11 protein-coding genes are annotated in these 19,237 nt (G+C 47.9%); 7 read left to right on the top strand and 4 right to left on the bottom strand.

What is annotated here, in order from left to right; genetic code table 11:
* Positions 1–13 precede the first annotated feature (13 nt).
* The 3 genes from BUA34_RS03200 to BUA34_RS03190 are packed head-to-tail and all read right to left on the bottom strand — an operon-like array spanning position 14 to position 3,486.
* On the bottom strand, positions 14–883 hold the full coding sequence (locus BUA34_RS03200; RefSeq protein WP_072827312.1) for a hypothetical protein: 870 nt from the start codon (positions 881–883) through the stop codon (positions 14–16).
* A gap of 22 nt (positions 884–905) precedes the next feature.
* Entirely contained in the window at positions 906–1,880 is a 975-nt protein-coding gene (floA, locus tag BUA34_RS03195) for a flotillin-like protein FloA (protein ID WP_072827311.1), read from the bottom strand.
* A gap of 40 nt (positions 1,881–1,920) precedes the next feature.
* A complete protein-coding gene (locus BUA34_RS03190; protein WP_072827310.1) occupies positions 1,921–3,486 on the bottom strand; it encodes an NfeD family protein in 1,566 nt (521 codons plus the stop codon).
* A gap of 159 nt (positions 3,487–3,645) precedes the next feature.
* Here BUA34_RS03190 and BUA34_RS03185 point away from each other — a divergent pair, with 159 nt between their 5' ends.
* The 7 genes from BUA34_RS03185 (at position 3,646) to BUA34_RS03155 (ending at position 17,352) form a co-directional block, all read left to right on the top strand.
* The gene (locus BUA34_RS03185) at positions 3,646–7,839 is read left to right on the top strand and encodes a hybrid sensor histidine kinase/response regulator (protein ID WP_072827309.1); all 4,194 of its coding nucleotides are present in this window, start codon (positions 3,646–3,648) and stop codon (positions 7,837–7,839) included.
* 309 nt (positions 7,840–8,148) lie between these two features.
* Positions 8,149–8,421: a 30S ribosomal protein S15 gene (gene rpsO, locus BUA34_RS03180; RefSeq protein WP_072827308.1), complete on the top strand. Its 273-nt coding sequence runs from the start codon at positions 8,149–8,151 to the stop codon at positions 8,419–8,421.
* A 57-nt stretch (positions 8,422–8,478) separates the two neighbouring features.
* The gene (gene pnp, locus BUA34_RS03175; RefSeq protein WP_371555380.1) at positions 8,479–10,686 is read left to right on the top strand and encodes a polyribonucleotide nucleotidyltransferase; all 2,208 of its coding nucleotides are present in this window, start codon (positions 8,479–8,481) and stop codon (positions 10,684–10,686) included.
* 172 nt (positions 10,687–10,858) lie between these two features.
* Positions 10,859–12,565 carry an HD domain-containing phosphohydrolase gene (locus tag BUA34_RS03170; protein ID WP_083579719.1) on the top strand — a complete coding sequence of 569 codons (1,707 nt, stop codon included), beginning with the start codon at positions 10,859–10,861 and terminating at the stop codon, positions 12,563–12,565.
* A 24-nt stretch (positions 12,566–12,589) separates the two neighbouring features.
* Entirely contained in the window at positions 12,590–14,329 is a 1,740-nt protein-coding gene (locus tag BUA34_RS03165) for an HD domain-containing phosphohydrolase (protein WP_072827305.1), read from the top strand.
* A 75-nt stretch (positions 14,330–14,404) separates the two neighbouring features.
* Positions 14,405–16,144, top strand: a complete 1,740-nt coding sequence (gene ispG / locus BUA34_RS03160; protein ID WP_072827634.1) for a (E)-4-hydroxy-3-methylbut-2-enyl-diphosphate synthase — start codon at positions 14,405–14,407, stop codon at positions 16,142–16,144.
* Positions 16,145–16,185: 41 nt separating this feature from the next.
* Positions 16,186–17,352: a phosphoglycerate dehydrogenase gene (locus BUA34_RS03155; RefSeq protein WP_072827304.1), complete on the top strand. Its 1,167-nt coding sequence runs from the start codon at positions 16,186–16,188 to the stop codon at positions 17,350–17,352.
* Positions 17,353–17,442: 90 nt separating this feature from the next.
* Here the strand turns inward: BUA34_RS03155 and BUA34_RS03150 are convergent, their stop codons facing one another.
* Positions 17,443–19,212, bottom strand: coding sequence for an AMP-dependent synthetase/ligase (locus tag BUA34_RS03150; protein WP_254794300.1), 1,770 nt, complete (start codon positions 19,210–19,212; stop codon positions 17,443–17,445).
* Positions 19,213–19,237: the final 25 nt, after the last annotated feature.

Genomic DNA, 19,237 nt, shown 5'->3' with positions numbered 1-19,237 from the left:
GGGGCTTTTTCGTTTATCGGCGGGCTGGTGACCAGCGTCTCTTGAATCGGGGCTCGTCGATGATTTTGCCCCAGATGAATCCGCGTCGTACGCTTTCCCGGCTTATCGAGCGTACGGCGGTACGCTTGGTGAGCGGGTCGGCAATCTCGACGGCTTCGCCGCTGTAACCGTTTTCACGGTCGCTTTGGCGGGCCGCCGCTGCGGCTTCTTCGCGTGCCCTGCGGGCGCGCTCTTCAAGGATTTTGAGCTGGCTTTGCTTATCGCTAGATGTAGAGCTTTGAGCATCTACGGCAGGGGCGGCCGCGGATCTCTCTGCGGTCATGGGGGCAGCCTTGAGCTCGCGCGATAGCAGGTTGTTGAGTTCGTCTATGTCTTGTACGAGAACGTCGTATTCGCCGTCTCCCATATCGTGCCCGATAATGCGGTGCTGCTGGAGTTCGTTCAGTATTTCGATTGCGCAACCCTTGGACATTTCGAATTCTTCCATCAGGTACTCGATATCGACAACGTCTAGCTGTACGATGTCTTCTGCAACTTCACGCATGGTCACGTTATTGCCTACGCGATGCGTTCTCTCGGGTATCGGAGGCGGCATTGCTGGCTCAAGCGTTCCTTGGGAGGCTTCGCGTTGAGCTTCTTCGAATTGCTTGATGTACTCTTGCAATCTACGAGAAGCAGATGGCGAAGGCTTTGGGAAATCTTCTGAATTCTCGTCGTAATCATCATTTACATCATCTTCGGTTTCCTGCGTAGAATCTTCCTCAGGAGCATACGGTGACGTTTGCTCCTGCTGAGATTGCTTCTTCTTCGCTTTCGCCCTTTTGATGACTTGGTCGACGATGATTGCGATAATGACAATGACTAGTTTGTCAAATGAATCCATGGGCTAAACCCTTTTGGTCAAATTACTTGTTTGCTTCCGGGGCAGAACCGATTTCCTTGCGCATTTGCGTGTCGGCTTCGATGTTCTTGAGGTTGTAGTAGTCCATCACGCCGAGCTTTCCGTCGCGGAGTGCAGAGGCCATGGCCATCGGAATCTGGGCTTCGGCTTCCACGAGCTTTGCCTTCATTTCCATCACCTTTGCCTTCATTTCTTGTTCGGCTGCAAATGCCATGGCGCGGCGTTCTTCTGCCTTGGCCTGTGCAATCTTCTTGTCGGCTTCGGCACGGTCGGTTTCGAGGATAGCGCCGATGTTCTGGCCCACGTCCACATCTGCAATGTCGATAGAAAGTATTTCGAATGCGGTACCGGCATCGAGACCGGAAGCGAGCACCTTCTTGGAAATCATGTTCGGGTTTTCGAGCACTTCCTTGTGGCTCTGTGCAGAACCGATGGAAGACACGATACCTTCGCCAACACGGGCGACAACAGTTTCTTCGCCTGCACCACCGACGAGCTTCTGGATGCTTGCGCGCACGGTGATACGGGTAATGGCGTGGAGCTGAATGCCGTCGAGAGCCACGGCGGAGACCTTCGGGGTTTCGATGACTTTCGGGTTCACGGACATCTGCACTGCTTCGAGCACGTTACGGCCGGCAAGGTCAATTGCTGCAGCTTCCTTGAAGTCGAGCTTGATGTTTGCCTTGTTGGCGGCGATGAGAGCCTGGATCACGCGGAGCACGTTACCGCGGGAAAGGTAGTGGGCTTCGAGGAGGTTCGTGTCGACCGGAAGGCCTGCCTTGCAGCTCAAAATGCGAGCTTCGACAATCACCTGAGGCGGCACCTTACGCAAACGCATACCGATGAGCTGGAAAATGCTCACGTTTGCCTTGGAGAACAAGGCCTGAAGCCAAAGGCTAAAGAACTTGCCGATGAAGGCGAGCAGGATGATGACGACGATAGCGGCAATAATAATGCCAATGATGATGAGATTATCCATTTATCTTCTCCAGTTTATGTTTTTTGTTTTAAAATTTATGCTAGGCGCGGGTGACCCAAATGTGCCCTTCTTGCACGGCTTCGACTTTTATGCGTTGGCCGGCTTCGATGATTTCTCCATGAGTTTGTACGTCAAAGAGCTTGGTAGAACCATCTGGCATAGTAAAACTTGCTTGTCCAACGGGACGGAGGAATGTTTTGGCAATACCGGTGTCGCCAATGGAAACGACTTGCACGTTTTCGGTGGGGGAGACTGCTGTTTCCATGTCGGTCTTGAGCATGGGAGTCCAGCCTTCGGGGAGTAGCGGTATTAAATACTTGCTTGCCGCAATTGGAATGATTAACGCAATGGCTGCGCTTCCGAGAACGAAGAATAGCCCGAATAGCCAGGGGGTTGCATCAAATGTCGTTTCGACGGCTTCAGGGACGTATTCAGGTATGTTTGTGGTATCGACGCTCATGATGAGTGCTATGATCATACACGCGATACCGCCTATGCCAAATAGGAATGTCCCTGGCATGACGAATATCTCGACGAGGAACAAAATAACGCCTGCAATAAGGAGGATGATCGGGAAGTAGCCATCGAGCTGCGGAGCGAACTGTCCGAAGAAGACAATACCGATCAGGATGATACCGATGATGCCGAACATTCCAAATCCGGGAGTCTTGAATTCGATATAGAGTGCTCCGAAGCCGAGAATCAAGAGAATGCCCGAGATGGCGGCAATGGCGCTTGCAATTTTTTCACCCGTATTTGTTTCGACTTCGCTTTTGCGTTCGATAGCGAGTTTCGTTTCAAAGTCTTCGCGGTTCTTGAACGTGCCCTTGGAAAAACCGAGTTCTTCGGCTTCCTTGTCGGTCATTGTCAAAAGTTCGCCTTCTTTCACGAGAATCTTGGGGGCGCCCCAGAATTTCTTTTCGGTACTGTCGAGAACGGCAAATTTTTTCCCTTCGATAATGAGCGTCGTGTCGCGTTCTGTTGCCGTACCCTTGTCAAGTTTTGCCGTGAGTTCGAGAACTTCGAGTTCCGGAGTCACGAATGAAGAGGCCAAGAGTTCCGGGTAGCCGTTGCGCTGGGCGAGGTTCCTAAACTTGGCGCGGAGCGGGGATTGGATTTTTTCACCCACGATTTGCGGGGTGCCGTCGCCGCCTTGTACAATCGGAGCGCAGTCGCCAATGGTCGTGGCTTCGAGCATATAGAGCTTTTTGCAGGCAAGAGCAATGAGCGAACCCGCGCTGATGGCTTTCTTTTTCACGAGAGCGATGGTTTCTGGGCCCTTGACGGCCATGATGGTATCGACGAGGTCGAACGCGGCATCAAGACGCCCGCCGAACGTATTGATTTCAAAGACGATATAGTCTGGCTTTTTATCGAGTGCTTCACCGATGGCGCGGGCGCAGAATTCGTACATGGCAGGGTCAACATCCCCTTCCAGCTTAATCCATACAGCCTGCTTTTTCGGTGTTGAAATATGGGTAGCTTCAGTCACCTTGGGGGTGGTTGCAGAATCTTTTGTAACAGAATCGACTGTAACGCCTTCTGCAGCAAATGAAATTGAGACTAAAAGTGAAAAAAGAACGAGCAGTTTTGATAAAATTTTCATATCGTCAATGTATAAAGTTTTGTTTTGTACTGAACAAGTTTTTGTGAAAAAAAACACGATTTGGCGTAAAAGATGGTCAAAAATGCGTTTTTTTTTGAATTCTTAATCAGTTTGTCTCTGTAAAATGTATAATATATCTTGAATTCTTACAAAAAACTTATGAATCAGAATTTTTTTAAACGAAATCTAGTTGTATCGTTATTGTTAGTTGCGTTCCTGTTTATTGTTACAAACGTTTCCTTTTTGTACATAAACGGAAAGGCTATTGATGATAGTTGGGACTCCCTTGACGAAGTGGCTTATGCTTCTGAAGCGAAACTAGGCTTTTTGGGACGATCCCTTTTGAGTGCCTTGACCAATATTTCGACTGTGGTGGGGATGGAAGAAGACATGCTTTCAGAAAGCATGGTTAGAATGATTCGTGGTTCGCGAATTGGGCCTTTGGTATCTGCTGCACGTTTGTATTTGCCTGATGGACACATTATCGTTGATCAAGGTGTTGTTTTTGACTCTTCTTATATACAGCACTACAATTCGATTGTTTCGTCGAAACCGTATATTTCGAAGGTTGGCCGCGATGTGGTCCATTCCGAAAATATTGTGTTTGAACAGTTTGTTCCTGTCCGTCGTAGGGGGCAGGTGGTCGCTATGCTTTCGGCTGTATCCGATATTAGGCCGTTGTATGGTTTTGTAGCGACAAGTGCGTTTAAGGGAAAGACATCTTTGGTTGTTCTAGACCGTAGGGACGGTTCCTTTGTTGTCGAAAAGACAGGAAAGTGGAACAGTTTCAATGACTTTATAAGAACGATTACTCCAAAGAGCGGGTATTCGCTGGAAGAGTGGGCCGCAAACGTGATGAAAGGCGAGCTTGCCCATTTGGCTTATGAAGAACAATCTTCGGATGATGAGAAACTTTTGGTCTCGCTCCCCTTGTTTGGCGGCTGTTGGTCTTTGATTTTGTACGTCAACAAAAATATTGCCTTTACGCGAGTGGATACAATCCGTAGGTTCTATATTGCGGTTTCGGCTATTGAACTTTTAGTGATTCTTTTGTATCTCCTGAGGATGGTGTGGAATGCCCGCCGTATGGCAGAAGCGGAATCTAGCGAATATTCTGAAATTGCGGATGCTTTGAGCGGAACATACGAGTGCATTTTCTACGTGAATGTCTTGGATGATACTTTTGACACATTCCATGCTGACACGCTTATGAATAAGTTGCACGAATCGGTAAATGGACGGGACTTTTTCTTTGAGTCCATTTCGAGTTTGCGCAACAACCTTTACGAAGACGATCTTGAAATCGTCATGCACTTTATGGAAAAGGGAGCCTTCCTCAAGCGTCTTGAGGAAAATGCAAGTGCTTCTGTTGAATATAGGCTTGTGATTGATGGTGCTCCGCAGTACTATAGGATGAAGGTTATTCGGTCTCACAAGGATGAAAACCATGTTATTGTCGCTATAGAAAACATTGATTCTGAAGTCAATAAGGCTATTGCTCAGCGTCAGGAAATCGACCGTAACAACAGGGTGATTGAATCGCTTGCTTCGGACTTCGATTTTGTGAACTATGTAACGATTGGCGATGATGCTGCATCGGACTATGTGGTGACGTACCGCGCAAGTTCTGTGCTTTTGAAGGCTATTCCGGGATGGTCTTTGGAAAAGAGCTTTACGAAGAGAATGGAGCTGTTGCAAAAATACTTGGTTTGCGATTCGGATAAACTCCAGTTCCACGAACAGGCAAATCGTGACCGCCTTGTGACAGTATTGAAAGATGAATCCGTTGTCCATATTAACTTCAAGATTAATCTTGATGGTAAGGAAGTCTTTTACCAGATGAAGGTCATTGCGGACAAGGATGAAATCGGTAATCTTAAGGGTATAGTTTTTGGTTTGCATAGTGTGGATGACGAAATCAAGAAACAGATGCAAATCCAATCGAATTTGAAGCGCAACCTTGAAATTATCGATATTTTGTCAGAAGATTATTCTTCGCTCTTCTATTTTAACCTTGTGGACAACACAAGTGGCGTGCTTGCGGTTCGTGAGGATATTAGGGGTGCTTTGAAGGATTTGTTTGCAAATTGCGAAAGACTTGAAGATGTGTTTAAGGCGTTTGTCTTGGATATGGCTCATCCCGATGATCGCGACAAGCTTATAGGGCTTGCTTCTAGAGAAGTCGTGGCTGAAAAACTCGAACACCAGAAACGCTTGACGATTGTGTTTAGGCATCTTTATGGTTCTGAATACAAGTACACGCGCTTGGTGTTTGCCAAGGCTGAACCGACCGATGTTCCGGCTAAACTCATTGCCGTCGGTTTTGTGGAAGTAGACGATCAGTATCGTGCCGAAACGGAACATCAGGAAAATATTGACCGCATCATGAGCCTTTCGGACCAGTATGAAAATGTGTTCGATGTCAACGTCGATACGGGTTTGTTCAGTACTTCGTTGAATGGCAGTAAGTTTAAAGATGCTATCGATGAAAAGACGGGCAAAGCCTTGAATTTCTTCAAGGATAAGGAAGCCGATTTGCAAAAGACCGTTTACAAGGATGACTTGCCGCATGTACTGAGATCAATTAATCGTGATGTTGTTTTGACTCGTTTGCAAAATGAAAATTCGTTTGTTCAGGATTATCGCCGCGTGACAACTAATGGTCTCAAGTGGTACCGCCTGAAGGTGACGAAGATGGGTGACTGGTCCAAATCGCATCGCGTGCTCGTTGGCCTTTTCAATAACGATATTGTTTACCGCAAGGAAATTGCGCAGCAGGCAGCTCTTGAACAGGCGCTTGAAATGGCGAAGTCCGCGTCTCGCGCAAAGACGATGTTCCTTAACAACATGAGCCATGATATCCGCACTCCGATGAATGCGATTATCGGTTATACGGAACTTGCGACTATGCATCTTGATAACAAGGACTTGGTTAAAAACTTCCTTGGAAAAATCGAACTTTCGTCGAATCATTTGCTCTCGCTTATCAACGATGTGCTTGACATGAGCCGCATCGAATCGGGCAAATTGAATTTGAATGAAAAGCCGGAACATATTCCGGAAATCATCCATACGTTAAAGGATATTGTTCAGGCCGATATAAACGCTCGCAAGTTGCAGTTCTTTGCAAATAGCATTGGCATTCGAAACGAAGATGTTGTTTGTGATAAGCTTCGCATGAATCAGGTGTTATTGAACGTGATTTCGAATGCTATCAAGTACACTCCGATTGGGGGTTCTATATGGTTCTCTGTGGAACAGAAAGCGTGCGATGAACCTGGCTTTGGCGCCTATGAGTTTAGAATTAGGGACTCGGGCATAGGCATGAGCGAAGAATTCTTGCCTAAAATTTTCGATGCATTTACTCGAGTGAATTCGTCGACTGTTTCTGGAATCCAGGGAACAGGGCTTGGCATGGCGATTACAAAGAATATCGTCGATATGATGGATGGTACCATCGATGTCAGCAGTAAAGTGGATGAAGGAACAGATGTTGTTCTTAACTTCCAGTTTAAACTTGCGCCTGCAAAACAAGAACTGACGAAGGTTAAGGAACTGGAAGGCAAGAAGATTCTTGTTGTAGATGATGATGTTGATTGTATAAGGAGTATCCCGCAAATCTTTAACGCGATGGGTGTTGAAGTTGATTGCTGTTATTCTGGTGCTGAAGCTTTGGAAAAGGTGCAAAAGGCAAAGGCTAGCGGCTTTGCGTATGATGCGTTCCTTGTGGATTGGCGAATGCCAGATATGGATGGCATCAACACGACTACTCGTCTGCGTGAGGAACTGGGTGATGATATCCTTGTGATTGTGATGTCGGCTTATGAATGGTCGGATATCGAAGATAAGGCTCTTGCTGTCGGTATTCGCAATTTTGTAAGCAAGCCCGTGTTCCCGTCGGATGCTAGGGAAACGCTGTTGCAGAGCTTTGGGCTATTGCAGACGGATGCTCCGGTAACGGATAAGAAGGTCTGTTTTAGCGGTAAAAAGGTGTTGCTTGTCGACGATAATGAATTGAACCGCGAAATTGCCGAGGAAATTTTGGAAGATTGCGGTATCGTGGTGACTACGGCTTGCGATGGAGAAAAGGCTGTGGAATACATGAGAACTGTCACGCCGGGGGCATGCGACTTGATTTTGATGGACGTTCAGATGCCGATTATGGATGGTTACGAGGCTACTCGCCAAATCCGTAAGCTAAACAAGGTTGCGGCTGAAATTCCGATTATCGCTATGACGGCGAATGCTTTTGCCGATGATCAGCAGGCGGCCTTGGATGCCGGTATGAACGAGCACGTGGCAAAACCAGTGAACGTCAACAAACTGAAAGAGGTACTATCGAGGTTTTTGTAGGAGTTAGGTTACAGGTGGTAGGGGTTAGGATTAATTTCATGCGCTATGCGCATTTGTAAAGGGCGGCGAAGCCGCGATTATTCACCTAATCCCTAAGACCTAATACCTAAAACCCATAAAAAGACTTTAATTTCGATGTATTTTCTAAGTTCTAAGTTCTAAGTTCTAAGTTCTAATAACTATATTTGCTCTCAAATTGCATTTTTGCCTGGGTCCTGTGACCAGATTCGCCAATTCCACTGGTGCTAGAGCAGAGAAACTCGGACAAAAACATGTGATGAAACAACAAACAAAAAAGGAATGGCTACAATGGCTACTATTACTAAAGAAAAAGCTGCAGAACTCACCGCTCAGTTTGGTGCTAACGAAAAGGACACTGGTAACGTCCGCGTTCAGATCGCAATCCTCACGGAAAAGATCAAGAACCTCACCGAACACATCAAGACCAACAAGAAGGACTTCCACTCCCTCCGTGGTCTTTCTGCGATGGTTGCAAAGCGCAAGAACCTTCTCAAGTACTACGGCGAAAAGGACATTATCGCTCAGCGTGCTTTGATCAAGGAACTCGGTCTCCGCGGCTAATTCTCGTATTGGAGATTTTTTATGTCAACAGAAGCTTATCAAGCTAAATACGGCAAGATGCTCGATCCGAAGGAAGTGTCGGTAAACCTTCCGGATGGTCGTGTCATTACGTTTGAAACTGGCCGTATCGCAAAGCAGGCACGTGGTTCTGCTGTCGCCAAGATGGGGGACGCGTTTGTCCTTTCTACCGTTTGCTACGGTGAAGAAAAGGATGGTGACTTCTTCCCTCTGACAGTTGAATACCGCGAAAAGTCTTATGCTGCCGGACGCCTGCCTGGTGGCTATAGCAAGCGCGAACCGGGTCGTCCGAGTGATGAAGAAATTCTTTCTGCTCGTATTATTGACCGCCCGATTCGTCCGATGTTCCCGGAAAACTTCACTCGTGAAGTCCAGGTCATCGTTCAGGTTCTTTCTTCCGACAAGAAGTTCGCTCCGGACGTCTTGGGCGTGAGCGCCGCATCTCTTTCCATCGGTCTTTCTGAACTCCCGTTCGAACAGCAGGTTGCTGCGGTTCGCGTGGCTGTTGTCGATGGTCAGAACGTTGTGATGCCGACTTACGACCAGGTTGCCGTGGCCGATCTAGACCTCGTGGTCGCCGGTACGGAAGACTCCGTGTGCATGGTCGAAGGTGGTGCTTACGAAGTGTCCGAAGACACGATGATTGGTGCTATCCTCGCTGGTCACGAAGTAATTAAGGAAATGTGCAAGGCCCAACAGCAACTGGTGGACCGCTGCTCCAAGCCGAAGATGGAACTCAAGCCGAAGTTTGTTGGTGAAGAACACGACAAGCTCGTTGCTACGGTTAAGGAAGTTGTCTGGGACGAACTGAACAAGGACGTCCACTCCAACATGGTGAAGACGGACTTCTATCCGGCTATGGCAGACCTCTGTGCCAAGATGCTCGAAGATCCGCGTATCCTCGCTATTATCGGTGAAGGCGAAGCTCAGAACGCTCAGCTTGCTGCCGATGCGAAGGGCATCTTCAGCGATCTCGAACGCACTGCAATGCGCGAAATGATTTTGAACGAAGGCGTTCGTCTTGACGGCCGTACCACGACCGAAGTCCGCCCGATCGAAATCGAAATGGGCGTGCTCCCGCGTGCTCACGGTTCTGCAATCTTCCAGCGTGGCGAAACCCAGGGTCTCGTCATTTGTACGCTTGGAACAAAGGCTGACGAACAACGTTTCGAAAGCTTGCAGGGCGAAGGCGCAAAGAGCTACATGCTCCATTACAACTTCCCGCCGTTCTCCGTCGGTGAATGCAAGAAGCTCGGTCTCTCTCGCCGTGAAATTGGTCACGGTCACTTGGCCGAACGCTCCCTCGCTGCAGTCCTTCCGCTCCCGGAAGACTTCCCGTACACAATCCGCGTGGTTTCCGAAATCATGGAATCCAACGGTTCTTCTTCTATGGCCTCTGTTTGCGGTGGCTGCCTCAGCTTGATGGACGCTGGCGTTCCTATCAAGGCTCCGGTTGCAGGTATCGCCATGGGCCTCATCTCCGAAAAGGGCTCCGTCAAGGAAGGCGGCAAGATCAAGATCTTGTCCGACATTACTGGTACGGAAGACCACCTCGGCGATATGGACTTCAAGGTGACGGGTACTGCAGAAGGTATCACTGCATTCCAGATGGACATCAAGATCCGCGGTATCACCCCGGAACTTATGCGTGAAGCTTTGGAACAGGCTCGTCAGGGTCGTATCCATATTCTCGGCAAGATGGCTGAACTCGGTCTCCCGGCACCGCGTCCGCACGTTTCAGAAAAGGCTCCGACGATGCTCAAGATGCGCATCCCGACCACGAAGATTCGTGACGTTATCGGTTCTGGTGGCTCTGTCATCAAGGGTATGCAGGCTCAGACTGGCTGCACCATCAACATTGACGACAACGGCAATATCGACATCGCCGCCCCGACGGGTAAGGCCGGTGAAGTTTGCCGCCGCATGATTGAAGAACTCACTGCAGAACCGGAACCGGGCCGCAAGTACAAGGGCAAGGTCAAGACGATTCAGCCGTTTGGCGCATTCGTCGAAATCCTCCCGGGTCGCGATGGCCTCGTCCACATCTCCGAACTTGCCGACCGCCGCGTCGAAAAGGTTGAAGATGTTGTTCACGTCGGTGACGAAGTCGAAGTGCTCTGCCTCGGTGTTGACCCGAAGGGCAAGGTGAAGCTTTCTATCAAGGCTTTGCTCCCGCCGAAACCGGCTGCCCCTGCAGAAGCTGCCCCGGAAGCACCCGCTGCCGAAGCTCCGGCTCCTGAAGCTTAGTCGTGGACTAGTCCAATTAGACTATTAAAGAGAACGCATGGCATTGGCTGTGCGTTCTCTTTTTTTATATTTTTCCCGCTTTTTGTGTTAAATGGAGAAATTTGGGAGGGGGATAATGTTCTTTTTTGAAAAAAAAGATTAACTTTATAATTGTTGTATTCCAATAGCGGATATGGGTTATCTTTATTTAACATTGATGTTTGTGTTGTCAGCTGTCAATTTGGCAGTGCTTTCTCTGCGTTTCCAGAACCAGAGAAATAATTACGTTTATTATTCTTTTTACGCCATTCTTGTTGCAAATTTTGGCCATTGGCTGCTCGGTTTTTCGGAAACGGTTGAAGGGGCGATTATCGCCAATAAGGTGAACTACCTTGGTGGGTCGTTCCTTCCGATGTTCATGTTCTTTGCGCTTTTGAAAGTCTGCAAGATGACAATTCCGAAGTGGCTGCACCTGACTCTTATCCTCATGAGCTTTACGATTTGCGCACTGGCTATGACGGTCGGGTATTTCCCTGCTTATTACAAGACTGTGGAATATGTGGTTCATGCGGGTGTCGGTAATTATGTCGCGACGTACGGATGGGCTCACGGCCTGTTCAATGCGTTCTTGTTGAGCTATGTTATTTTGGATATTTGGGTTATCGTCCGTGCAATCATGCACCAGAAAATGGTCTCGCTCAAAAATATTGCGGCGATGATTATTGGCGAAATTGCAACGATTTTCTCGTTCTTCTTGGCTCGTTATTTAGGCAGCGACATGCTTATCATGCCGGCTATCTATGTGATTGACCAAATCCTTTTGCTCTATATTTGTAACAACGTCAAGTGGTACGATATTACGGAATGTGTGATTGAATCCATCGAAACCGAAAGTTCTTGTGCGTATATGTCGTTCTCGGTTGATTGCGCTTACTTGGGTGCAAACCGGATTGCAATGGATTTCTTCCCGGAACTTGTAAAGATGAGGGTGGACGCTCACCTGAAGGGCGAAACGGAATTGCAACAGCACATCATGTCGTGCATTGAAAAATACCGTAGGTCCAAAATCTTGACGGATTACAGCCAAATGACGGAATTCAATTATTTGGGACGTCATTACAAGTGCGAAGTGAAGGTCTTGAGACAAGTTCATGGAAAGAATGTGTTCTTGTTTAGAATTGAAGACAATACGCAGGAACAGCAGTATATCGATGCGCTTGGTCGTAGCAATTCCATGTTGCAAAAGAACATGGTAAAGACCGAAAACGAAAAACTCTCGGTGCAGGAAAAGTGGATTGTCGGTATGGCGCAGATGGCCGAAAGCCGTGCAGGTAATATGGAAGGTCATATCAAGCGCACTAGCGAAGTCGTAAAAATTTTAGTGTCGATGATGCGCAAAAAAGGCATAGACAATTTGTCTGATAAATTCCTTGATGTGTTGATTGCAGCTGCTCCGATGTACGACTTGGGCAAGGTCGCCATTGACGATGCTGTATTGCGTAAGCCGGGCCGCTTTAATTTTGACGATTACGAAATCATGAAGACCCATGCGGCGAAGGGCGCTAATATCATTGAAAAACTTCTCTCCGATGTCAAGGACAGTTATTTTGTCAGTGTCGCTAAGAATATGGCGCTTTACCATCATGAACGTTGGGATGGTACAGGGTATCCGGAACGTCGCTCTGGTGAGAATATTCCGATGGAAGCTCGTATCATGGCTCTTGCGGACGTGTACGATGCTTTGGTGAGCAAACGTTGCTATAAGGAACGTATGTCTTTCCGTGAAGCTCGTGATGTGATTGTTGCGTCGATGGGTAAACAGTTTGACCCGCATTTGAAAGACTGCTTCTTGGAATGTCAAGACCAGTTGATGGATTATTATTGTTCTGTGGATCATTGATGAACTTGTCTTGAGAGAAGCGGTATGTTTGTTATTTATTACTTGATTGCGATGTGTGTCTTTTCGGGGGTGAATGCCTGCCTGCTTTCGTATTTTTACCGTAGGCCGCTAAACTCCTTTTTTACGGCATTCTTCTTTTCGATTGTTCTTGCTGATTTTGGCTACCTCTTTTTGGCTCTCTCGACGACGATTGAAGGGGCTATTGTTGCAAATAAGGTGTGCTATTTGGGCGCATGCTTTTTGCCGTTATTCCTGTTCCTTTTGATTTGTCGCTTGTGCTCGTTTAATCTTCCGCGTTGGTCAAAGATGCTGCTGTTCTTGTACAGCGCTTTGGTGTTTGCGCTTTCGTGTACGGTTGGCTTTAGCGATGTGTTCTATGAATCGGTACGCTATGTTATCCTGAACGGTTTTGGCAGTTATATCCCGACGTATGGGCCTGGCCATATTTTGTGGGACTTGTTGCTTTATTTTTATGCTGTTGCCAATTTGGTGGTTATTGGTATTGCGGCAAAGAAAAAACGCAATGTTAGCTATAAGACTTTGATGGCGATTGCATCGCTTGCTTTTGTTTCGATTGCATCGTTTATTTTGACGCGCTATCTGGAAAATGACACCTTGCTCATGCCGCTTGTTTACTTGATTGATGAACTGGTGTTGCTTTATGTTTGCGCCCTGGTGAAAATGCACGATGTGATGAACAGTGTGCTTGAATCGCTTGAAGCCGAGAATACAGCGGCGTACGTGGCGTTCTCACCGAAAGGGCTTTATCTTGGTTGCAACGATATTGCAATTAGGTATTTCCCGGATTTGTTGGATTGCCGTGTGGACCATGTCTTGCCGACGAATACTGAAATTGCTTCTTCCTTTAAAGAGGGCATGGAGCAACTGAAAAACTCTAGTGGTGACAGGGTTTATCGCTTTACATACAAGGAACGCTATTTCAAGGCGGTGATGAGGGATGTGCACCAAAATAAGAAGTTGCAGATATTCTTGTTCCGTATTGAAGATGAAACAAATATCCAGCGCTACATTGAACGTTTGGATGCGAATAACACGGAATTAGCAGCTCTTATCAAGAATAACAAAGATCAAATTCGCCTTTTCCAGAACCAGATGCTTGTTGGCATGGCTGAAATGGTCAACAACAAAGATGGCTTTACCGGGGCGCACCTCAAGCGTACAAAGGAAGTGGTAAGTATCCTTGTCGAAAAGATGCAGCGCGATCCGAATTTGAATTATTCGAAGGAATTCTATGATGACATGATTGCGGCCGCACCGATGCACGATATTGGTAAAATTGCAATAGATGACAAGGTGCTTTGCAAGCCGGGCAAGTTTACGGAAGAAGAATTCGCAGAGATGAAAACTCACGCCGAAAAGGGTGCAATCATTATCAAGAACCTGCTTTCGAATTTCCAGAGCGAACTTTTTGTTGAAATTGCAAAGAATATGGCTGGTGGCCACCATGAACGCTGGGATGGCAGTGGATATCCTTATGGCTTGAAGGGCGAGAGTATTCCGCTGGAAGCCCGCGTGATGGCCATTGCGGATGTGTACGATGCCTTGGTGAGTAAGAGATGCTATAAGGATGCGTTCTCTTTTGACGAGGCCTATAACATCATAGACAGCTCGATGGGCAAGCATTTCGATCCGAGCCTCAAGAAGTATTTTGATCAAAGCCGTGGTGAACTGGAAGCCTACTATAAAAAAGAATGTGAGGCCGAAAGAGCTGAAGCGGAAAAGGCTGCTGCTGAAAAATCCTAGAATTTGCGGGACTCAAAATCGGGTCTGCCTGTAAGTTTGGTTGCCGTAAAATTCTCTTTTTTTTATCTTTGCGGCATGCTAGATTTTACTACACTTCCGTATGTTGATGACCGTTTTAAAGCGGTTCGCAGGGAAACTGTTCAAGTCCGCGTAGGCGATGCAGTGATAGGGGGCAATGCCCCCATTTTAGTTCAATCCATGACGACAACCAAGCCGAAGGACGTCGAAAAGACGGTGGCTGAAACGCTTGCCTTGGCAAAGGTCGGTTGCGGTTTGGTGCGTATTACGGCGCCTACATTTGCCGATGCTCAGGGACTCGAAGAAGTCATGAAGCGCGTGCGTGCTGCCGGTTGCACTGTCCCTGTTTCTGCCGATATCCATTTCCAGCCGAAGGCTGCTTTCGAAGCGCTTAAGTGGGTGGAAAAGGTCCGCATCAACCCGGGTAACTTTGTAGATACTGGAATTTTGACGCTTGACCAGCAGACGGACAAGTCTTTTGAAGAAGGCAAGGAAAAGGTTGCCGAAGCATTTACTCCGTTTGTGCAAGAAGCGAAGCGCCTCGGCCGTGCTATCCGCATTGGCGTGAACCACGGTTCCTTGAGCGCCCGTATGATTTATCGCTATGGCGACACCGTGGAAGGCATGGTGGAAAGCGCCATCGAATATTTGGCTGTTTGTGAAGCCGAACATTTTGACCAGGTGGTCTTGAGCCTCAAGTCGAGCAATCCGCGCGTGGCCATTTCGGCTTACCGCTTGCTCGCCGCTCGATTGAAGCAGGAACACTTTAAGCCGTATCCGTTCCATGTGGGCGTGACAGAAGCAGGTGCCGGTTCCGACGGACGTTTGAAGTCTGCGGCTGGCATTGGTGCGCTTTTGCTCGATGGCCTTGCCGATACGATTCGCGTGTCGCTGACTGAAGATCCGGTGGCTGAAGTCCCGGTGGCGCAGGAACTCATCAAGGCTTGCGAACTCAAGGCGGATGCACCGAAGTTTGCTGTGCCGGTTTTGGAAAAGGATCCGTACCACTACGAACGCAGGGAAACTGTTCCGGTGACGCTTGCTGGCGTAAAGATCGGTGGTTCGGAACCGGTGCGTGTCGGCATGAAGGCCGATGCCGTGAGCCTCACAGGCGAACGCCGCAATGCAGAATTTGCTTTGGCAGGTCTCGATGCAAAGCCGGTTGTGGAATTCAAGGATACGATGGATATTGCGGGCTTTGCTGCAAATCCGAACTCCGTGCCGGAAGGATCGCTCTTCTGCTATACGGGCCCTGAAATGGTGATGGGCGTACGCGCTCTCGCTTCGGCTTTGTATGCTGCAAACCGCAAGGATCCGATTCTCCTTTATGCAAAGATTACAGATAGCGAAAAGGATACACTCCGTGTATCTGCCGACATTGGAAGCCTTGTGACGGACGGTCTTGGCGATGCTGTTGTAATCGACGGTTACAAGAGCCCGAAGGATTCTGTAATTCTCGCATTCGATATTTTGCAGGCCGCTTATTGCCGCCGTAGCAAGACAAACTTTATCAGCTGCCCGAGCTGCGGTCGTACGCTTTACGACATCCAGCAGGTGATGGGCAAGATCAAGGCCCGCTTTGGACATTTGCAGGACATTTCGATTGGCATCATGGGATGCATCGTGAATGGCCCGGGTGAAATGGCTGATGCTGACTTCGGCTATGTGGGCGGTGGCCCCGGCCGTATTACGCTTTTCGAAGGCAAGACTGCCGTCAAGAAGAACATCCCCGAAGAAGACGCTATCGAGGAATTGGTGAATTTGATTAAGGAGCGCGGTCGCTGGGTCGAACCGTAACGCGCCACACAAAAGTTTTAACTTAAACAAAGGAATGAAAAATGGCAACTATTAAGACGATGAACAACATTTCCAAGAAAGGCTTGAGCCTGTTTGGCTCGTTCTATCAGGTTTCCGATTCTATCGAAAATCCGGATGCTATCTTGGTGCGTTCTGCCCAGGTTGATACCGACAACTTTGATGGCCTTTTGGCTGTCGCTCGCGCTGGTGCTGGCGTGAACAACATCACGATTGACAAGGCTTCTGCAAAGGGCATTTGCGTGTTCAACACTCCGGGTGCAAACGCAAACGCTGTTGCCGAACTCGTGATGACCGTGCTCGGCATGGCTGTCCGTAACGCAGACAAGGCTGCTGCTTGGGTCAAGGGTCTCGATGTGAACGATCCGGATCTCGCAAAGACTGTCGAAAGCGGCAAGAAGAAGTTTGCTGGCATGGAACTTGCCGGCAAGACTCTCGGTGTTGTTGGTCTTGGCAAGATTGGCGTGCTCGTTGCTAACTACGCTCGTTGGAAGAACATGCGCGTGATCGCTTACGAACCGTATCCGAACGCAAACAACATGCATGAACTTTCTAACAAGGTTGAAATTGCTGATCTCGACACCGTGATTGCAAATTCTGACTTCCTCACGGTTCACGTTCCGTTCATCAAGGGCGTTACCGAAAACCTCCTCAACAAGAAGAACCTCGCTCAGTTCAAGGGTTCCTACATCATGAACTTTGCTCGTGGTGGCATTGTTGAAATGGATCCGGTGAACGAAATGCTCGCTTCTGGTTCCCTCCAGGGCTACCTCTGCGACTTCCCGACTGCAGAACTCATCAAGAACGACAAGGTCACTTGCTTCCCGCACCTCGGCGCTTCTACCGAAGAAGCTGAAGAAAACTGCGCAGTCATGGCTGTTGAAGAATTGAAGGACTACATCGAATTCGGTTGCGTTCGCAATTCCGTGAACTTCCCGGCTCTCGTCGATCATCCGCATGCTGGCATCAAGAGCCGCGTTGTCGTGATCAACCAGGACGTTCCGAACATGATTTCTGAAATCACGAAGGTGTTCGGTGCAGAAGGCATCAACATTGCTTCTTTCAGCAACAAGAGCAATGGCAAGATCGGTTACAACCTCGTTGACGTCGAAAGCAAGGTCGATGATTCCATCGTCGAAAAGCTCTCCAAGCTCGACAAGGTCATCAAGGTCCGCGTAATCCACTTCTAGTCATTGGTCAATGGTCTTTGGTTATTAGATTTCAATCAGGCGGCGAAGCCGCGATTGTTAAACTAGTGACTAATGACTAACAACTAATAGCTAAGAATACATCGCTTCAATTTGTTCGGCGTACCGTTTTTCAGCAACGGTGCGCCGAATTTTTAATGTGGGGGTCAAGAGCCCTGATTCGATGGTGAGTTCATCTCCGATTAAAGTCCATTTGCGAATTTGTTCCCAATGGTTCAACTTTTCGTTGATATGTTCGATATGGCGGTTGATAGCATCGCGGACAAGCGGTGATCTCAGTGCGTTTTCTACATCGTAATCTTCGTTTTGCGGTTTGAGCATACGACGTGCACCGACGGGGTTTAGCCAAATAATTGCCGATACAAATTTGCGATCATTTGCTATGACAAGAGCTTGCTCTACAAGCGGGTGGCGGATGATTTCGAGCTCGATGGGGTTGGGGCTCACGTATTTCCCGGTGCTTGTTTTAAGAAGTTCCTTGATGCGTCCGGTAAAGTAAAGATACCCGTCATCGTCAAAATAGCCTTGGTCGCCGGAGTGATAAAATCCGTCTTCGGTAAATGCTTTTTCATTCAAGTCTGGACGGTTGTGGTAGCCTTTAAAGACACTTTCGCCGCGAATTTGAATTTCGCTACATTCACCGATTCTTACTTCGAGGTGGGGGAGAGGTTTGCCTATGGAACCGGGCTTGATAGCTTGTTTGCAATTGGCCGAAACGACAGGTGAACATTCTGTCATGCCGTAGCCTTCGAAAACGGGGAGACCGATATTCAGCAAAAAACGTAGAATAGATTTGTTGAGAGAACTGCTGCCCGAAATGATCATGCGGAAGTTTCCACCGACTGCTTCGCGCATTTGTTTGTAAACAAGCAGATTGAGAATCCGTTGCATTATGCACGGACGTTTGGTGGGGTCTTTAATTTTGGCAATCTTGATGGCTTGTTTAATGGCGAATCGCTTAAGACCTTTTGCACGGTCTGCTGCAGTTGTCATGGCTTCGTAAAGACGTTCGAGAATGCGAGGCACTACAATCATGATGGTCGGGCGGACTTCGCGCAACATGTGCGAGAGATTCTTGGGATTGTCTCCAAAGTAAATGGAAACACCGCTTAAGGTGTAGAAATACACGGCCATGCGTTCAAGAACATGGGCTACCGGGAGAATTGTGAGACACGAATCTTTTTGCGTGTCGAACCGGAACATAGGTGCTATGTTTTGAATTTGTACAAGCATGTTTCGGTGCGTGAGTTCGGCGCCTTTGGGACGTCCTGTAGAACCGCTTGTGTAGATGATGCTGAATTGGTCATCTGGTTGGATTGTTGCTAGTTGATTGTCAATCCATTTGGCTCGCATCTTGTCGGCAAGAGCGTCAGATCCTCTTTTGATAAGTTCGTTCCAGTATATACCATTGGGTGGACGCGATGAGCTGTTCTCCATGCATATAATGGTTTTGAAAAATGTGAGGTTCTCGAGGAGCGGTGCATCAAGTTCTTCGATCGAATTGACGATGAGAATTCTGACGTTCGCATCGTTAATTTGGAATAAAAAATTCTCGGATGAGATGTTTGGAAAAAGTGGAACGACACAGGCTTGGTTCAGTTGAATGGCTATATCTGCAATGAGCCAGTTTGGTGAACTTGGGGCAATGATGCCGACACTTTCGTTTTTTGTCAATCCGAGGGAATTCAGTGCAAGCGCAAGAGCTTTTGTTTCGGTCTTCAGTTTTTGGGGAGAATAGTGAATCCACTCGCCGTTTTTACGGTGATACCATCCTTTGAAATCGGAGCGGTCACAGTTCGCGAAGAACATCGACGGTAGAGATGTAAACTGAAGCTCTTCCATATTTTTAAAATAACATTCTATTTTG

Origin of the sequence: Fibrobacter sp. UWB12 (assembly GCF_900142485.1) — a bacterium.
Taxonomy (GTDB): Bacteria; Fibrobacterota; Fibrobacteria; order Fibrobacterales; family Fibrobacteraceae; genus Fibrobacter.
Note: the sequence above shows the minus strand (reverse complement) of the source record. Positions and strands in the feature narration are given on the sequence as shown.

What these genes read in the sequence shown, in the direction of transcription:
- BUA34_RS03150 (WP_254794300.1), bottom strand. Translation starts at nt 19,212, where the DNA reads ATGGAAGAGCTTCAGTTTACATCTCTACCGTCGATGTTCTTCGCGAAC.
- BUA34_RS03155 (WP_072827304.1), top strand. Translation starts at nt 16,186, where the DNA reads ATGGCAACTATTAAGACGATGAACAACATTTCCAAGAAAGGCTTGAGC.
- BUA34_RS03165 (WP_072827305.1), top strand. Translation starts at nt 12,590, where the DNA reads ATGTTTGTTATTTATTACTTGATTGCGATGTGTGTCTTTTCGGGGGTG.
- BUA34_RS03190 (WP_072827310.1), bottom strand. Translation starts at nt 3,486, where the DNA reads ATGAAAATTTTATCAAAACTGCTCGTTCTTTTTTCACTTTTAGTCTCA.
- BUA34_RS03170 (WP_083579719.1), top strand. Translation starts at nt 10,859, where the DNA reads ATGGGTTATCTTTATTTAACATTGATGTTTGTGTTGTCAGCTGTCAAT.
- pnp (WP_371555380.1), top strand. Translation starts at nt 8,479, where the DNA reads ATGCTCGATCCGAAGGAAGTGTCGGTAAACCTTCCGGATGGTCGTGTC.
- rpsO (WP_072827308.1), top strand. Translation starts at nt 8,149, where the DNA reads ATGGCTACTATTACTAAAGAAAAAGCTGCAGAACTCACCGCTCAGTTT.
- ispG (WP_072827634.1), top strand. Translation starts at nt 14,405, where the DNA reads ATGCTAGATTTTACTACACTTCCGTATGTTGATGACCGTTTTAAAGCG.
- BUA34_RS03185 (WP_072827309.1), top strand. Translation starts at nt 3,646, where the DNA reads ATGAATCAGAATTTTTTTAAACGAAATCTAGTTGTATCGTTATTGTTA.
- BUA34_RS03200 (WP_072827312.1), bottom strand. Translation starts at nt 883, where the DNA reads ATGGATTCATTTGACAAACTAGTCATTGTCATTATCGCAATCATCGTC.
- floA (WP_072827311.1), bottom strand. Translation starts at nt 1,880, where the DNA reads ATGGATAATCTCATCATCATTGGCATTATTATTGCCGCTATCGTCGTC.